This is a genomic window from Alteromonas sp. AMM-1 (assembly GCF_047290655.1).
Taxonomy (GTDB): domain Bacteria; phylum Pseudomonadota; class Gammaproteobacteria; order Enterobacterales; family Alteromonadaceae; genus Alteromonas; species Alteromonas mangrovi.
This window is the reverse complement of the sequence record NZ_JBLBUE010000228.1, coordinates 1-4539: the sequence shown is the minus strand read 5'-3', so window position 1 is coordinate 4539 and position 4539 is coordinate 1. Positions and strand designations below refer to the sequence as shown.

General features: G+C 45.3%; 4 protein-coding genes. 2 read left to right on the top strand and 2 right to left on the bottom strand.

Annotation, left to right across the window (positions count from 1 at the left end):
- Positions 1 to 175 precede the first annotated feature (175 nt).
- The gene (locus ACLR2L_RS19120) at positions 176 to 883 is read left to right on the top strand and encodes a VC0807 family protein (RefSeq protein WP_413370483.1); all 708 of its coding nucleotides are present in this window, start codon (positions 176 to 178) and stop codon (positions 881 to 883) included.
- A gap of 90 nt (positions 884 to 973) precedes the next feature.
- Here ACLR2L_RS19120 and ACLR2L_RS19115 read toward each other — a convergent pair whose 3' ends face one another.
- A complete protein-coding gene (locus ACLR2L_RS19115; RefSeq protein WP_413370481.1) occupies positions 974 to 2413 on the bottom strand; it encodes an alkaline phosphatase in 1440 nt (479 codons plus the stop codon).
- A gap of 172 nt (positions 2414 to 2585) precedes the next feature.
- Positions 2586 to 3530 carry a chemotaxis protein CheV gene (locus ACLR2L_RS19110; protein WP_140956252.1) on the bottom strand — a complete coding sequence of 315 codons (945 nt, stop codon included), beginning with the start codon at positions 3528 to 3530 and terminating at the stop codon, positions 2586 to 2588.
- Positions 3531 to 3778: 248 nt separating this feature from the next.
- On the opposite strand from ACLR2L_RS19110, the gene ACLR2L_RS19105 reads away from it, so the two are divergent.
- A partial coding sequence (locus tag ACLR2L_RS19105) for an isocitrate lyase (protein WP_413370479.1) occupies positions 3779 to 4539 on the top strand: 761 nt, incomplete at its 3' end.

The following is a 4539-nucleotide window of genomic DNA, read 5'->3' as shown; positions in this document are numbered from 1 at the left end:
ATTTATTATTGATTTCGCTGGTGATAGCCTTCCTATATGGCGGTATGATATTCGGCGTATTACCTACACAGCGATTTGTATCCTTTGAGTACCATTTCTTTGGTTTTGTAATGGGCGTAATAAGCGCCAGGTTATGGGCCCGGACAGGTTAACCCGCAAGAGACTGATATCCCCTATGAGTGAAACTTCGCAACAAGCAAACAAGCCAGCAAACCAGGGCTTTCTTCCCAATTTAGCGTTTAACATTGTGATCCCCGTGCTGGTAATGAGCTACACGAGCTCTGAAGAATATCTTGGGCCCGCATGGAGTATTGTGGCCGCCCTGAGCTTTCCTTTGGGTTACGGCCTGTGGGACTTAAAACAAAGCGGCAAGGTAAATGGCTTTTCGATTTTAGGTATTATCAGTGTCATTCTTACCGGTGGGATAAGCCTGCTTAAATTACCGGCTGAGTACATCGCTATCAAAGAAGCTGCGATTCCTGGCATAATTGGCATTGCCGTGCTCATCACCCAAATGACAGACAAACCTCTGGTTAAACTCCTGATCCTCAACGAACAGATTATAAACTGGCCACATCTGAACGAAGTACTCGATAAGCAGGGTAAACAAGCGGTGTTTGGTGAAAAAGTAAAACACTGCTCGTACATTGTTGCCGCGTCTTTCTTTTTGTCTTCAGCCCTGAATTACATTCTGGCCAAGGTGATTTTAGTCAGTGAGCCGGGCACTACTGCGTATACCGAAGAGCTTGGCAGAATGACTGCGCTGAGCTATCCGGTTATTGTGGTGCCTTCAATGATCATGCTAGTGGGCGCACTTTGGTACCTGTTCAGTCAAATTGGCAAAATCACAGGCGAAGATATCGAGAGTTTTATTAATCAGTAAGAGTAAAGAAATCTGATAGAGCTGAATATATTTCATCTCAACAGACACAAAAACGCCGGCATCTGCCGGCGTTTTTATTCACTTAAATAATTACTGACATCGCCAGTCTTTTTCAAAGTCACACTGTCCGGCAGCGGATTTTGATTTTACTTCAGACGCATTGTCTGAGGCCTGGGCTTTCATTTCAGTCGGCAATAATGCAAAGATTTTCTTCGCAATATCGGTGTTGTCATATTGCCCTGTAAACGACTCATAGCCTTTGCCAAAGGCAAACACTTCTACGTCAACACCCGTATGCCCACTGGTTGTCCAACCGGTATTGGTGCGCATATCCAGTATAGTCTTGATACCTTCTTCAATCGCTCGTGTGCTTTTTAGTTTGGCCAGCGCAATTACCTGCTTCGCTTCATCTTCATTTAATGCAAAGCCTAATTTGTCGCTAACAAACGCAACCGGATCGACAGTCTGAGGCAACTGCTCGGCAATCACAGTAGGAGACGCAGACAGGTTTTTAAGCCATTCTGGCGCCCAGCTATATTCTCCGCGTGCTCCAAGGGTAAGTCCCCCTGTGCTGTGGTCAGCGGTTAACACCACCAGCGTGTCAGGATGCGTCTGCACATATTCGTAAAGATATTCCAGCGTTAAATTCAAATCGTGCATTTCAGCCATGGCCGAAGCAATGTCATTGGCATGTCCAGCCCAGTCTACCTGACTTGCTTCAACTAACAGGAAAAATCCGTTGTCGTTTTCCAAGTGTTTAATGGCATGTTCAGTTAGGTAAGCCAGGCGATTTTTACGCTTGTCATCCAGTACCCAAGGCAACCCCACTGGTGCAAACAACCCAAGTACATCTTTACCTGCTGGGATAGTGGCCAGTTTGTTGTAGGTATCAACATATTCATACCCGGCATCGATAAACTGTGCGGTGATATCGCGGTCTTCACGCTCAAAATATTGTGTACCGCCACCAAGCATTACATTGGCGGCAAACTGACCGTCGACTTTATCGTCGTAAAAACTTTCTGCAATCTCGTTATAGTTTTTACGGCTTTCATTGTGCGCCATATAAGCGGCTGGCGTGGCGTGCACAATTTGCGAAGTGACGGCAATACCGGTTTTCATGCCCAGCGCCTTGGCTTGCTGTAAAACAGACTTAACCGGCTGTTTATTTACATCAACACCAATCGCACCGTTATAACTTTTAACACCCGAGGCCAAAGCCGTTGCCGCCGCGGCAGAATCAGTAACAAAGCCTGACTCGTGAGCTGGATAGGTGCTGGCATTCCCCACAAAAATACGATCGAAAATAACGGGTTCCACTTCGGGGGTAGCCGGATTATCGCGGAAATTGCGATAGGCCGTAGTGTAGGCAGGTCCCATTCCATCAGACACAATCATGATCACGTTTTTGGGTTTATCCGAAGGCTGAGACGTCTTGGGCAAAAGTGCGCTGGACGTATCGCTAAACGTGGCATTACAGGCAGTCAAAAAGAGTGTTGCGGCTGCTACCGCAAGCAAGTTCTGTCGCACATTATTTTCCTTATGAGAAATCGAATGACCGCAGTGTACAGTGCCCACTGTTCAACCAGCAGTACGAATCCGACGAGCTGAATATTCAACAGGTTAAAACCTGACCCAGTATAACGGGCGTGCAACAGAATTCACATGAGAAAATATAAAATCAGACCAAATAGTCTGTTTTCTATAACAGTTCTCGCATACGTTGCTGAACAACGTCTACCAGCATGTCTGGCTGAAATTTGGAAATAAATCGATTACACCCGACCTTTTCGACCATTGCTTCATTAAAACTGCCGCTAAGTGATGTATTCAGGGCAATAAATAACGATGACATTCGGCTATCAGCCCTCACTTCGGCTGTTAATCGGTAGCCATCCATTTCGGGCATTTCCGCGTCGGTAAACATCATTAGCAGCTTATCCGTTACATTAATACCTTCATTAGCCCACTCTTTTAACAACGCCAGCGCTTCAGCCCCGTTGTGGCATTCAATAATATCAATACCCAGTTGTTCAAGGGTATCGCGTATCTGCTTTCTGGCGGTGGAAGAATCATCGACTATGAGTATGCGCTGCCCTTTAAGATGTTCAACAACCTGCGCATCCAGCACATGTTCCGATATGGTTACGTCGTATTCGATGATTTCTGCCAGTACTTTTTCAACATCGATGATTTCGACTAACTCTCGCTTACCCCCAATATCAATCTGAGTGATAGCGGTTAGAAAGTTGGTTTTTCCGATACTTTTTGGCGGCGGTTGGATATCTTCCCAGGATGTATTCACAATACTCACCACTTCGCCAATCATAAATCCCTGCACTGAGCGATTGTATTCAGTAATGATTACATTGCGATTAATATCTGGTTGAGTTTTGATAGCGCGAAAATGAATTGCCTGGCGCAAATCTATAATCGGAATGGTTAGCCCCCGATACACGGTTACCCCACACAGATTGCCGTGTGCACCTGGCATTGTGTTCAGTTTTGGAATGGTAATAACCTCTTTCACTTTGAACACATTTATGGCGTATGTGTGCCGGGTGCCTAATCGAAAAAGCAGCAATTCCAGACGGTTTTCACCGACTAATTTGGTTCGCTGATCAACCGAGGAAAGAATATTACTCATTGCAGATTCCTGTCATTACTGTCCCTTAATAATAGTTTTTTTTCATCGCTTTGCCCATTAATCCATTGAATAGTCTTCGCATAAAAATCAATTTACCAACCCATTATCATTCACAAAAATTATGCCGACAATGAACATTATATATTTCTTTTATCCACATTCACCGCCTAGGATGGAAAAGAAGTCGATGACAACGCCCTCGGTGTTTTCACCAACGCTTATATTAATTTCGGGAAGGAGAGACAGTCATGTCAGAATACCAAAATGCAATCGACCAGGTTGCCACGCTTAAGAGTCAACACAAAGGTACTTGGAATGCCATTAGCCCAGAATTTGCTGCGCGTATGGTTGTACAGAACCGTTTTAAAACCGGTTTAGACGTTGCTAAGTATACCGCTAAAATTATGCGTCAGGACATGGCCGAGTACGATGCAGACTGCACTCAGTACACCCAGTCATTAGGTTGCTGGCATGGTTTCATCGGTCAGCAAAAAATGCTGTCTGTTAAAAAACATCAGGGCACGACTAAAAAGAGCTACCTATACCTGTCTGGTTGGATGGTTGCGGCTCTGCGTTCTGAGTTTGGTCCTCTGCCAGACCAGTCAATGCACGAAAAAACCTCTGTTGCTGCATTAATCGAAGAACTGTATACATTCCTGCGTCAGGCTGATGCACGTGAACTGAGTGATTTATTCAAAAAGTTAGATGCTGCTAAAGCAAACGGTGGTGATGTAGCTGCTATCCAGGCGCAAATCGACAACTACGAAACGCACGTTGTGCCAATCATCGCAGACATCGATGCGGGTTTCGGTAACGAAGAAGCCACTTACCTGTTAGCTAAGAAGATGATCGAAGCGGGTGCTTGCTGTATCCAAATCGAAAACCAGGTATCTGATGCCAAGCAGTGTGGTCACCAGGACGGTAAAGTAACCGTTCCTCATGAAGACTTCCTGGCTAAAATCAACGCTGTTCGTTATGCCTTCTTAGAGCTGGGTGTAGATGATGGTGT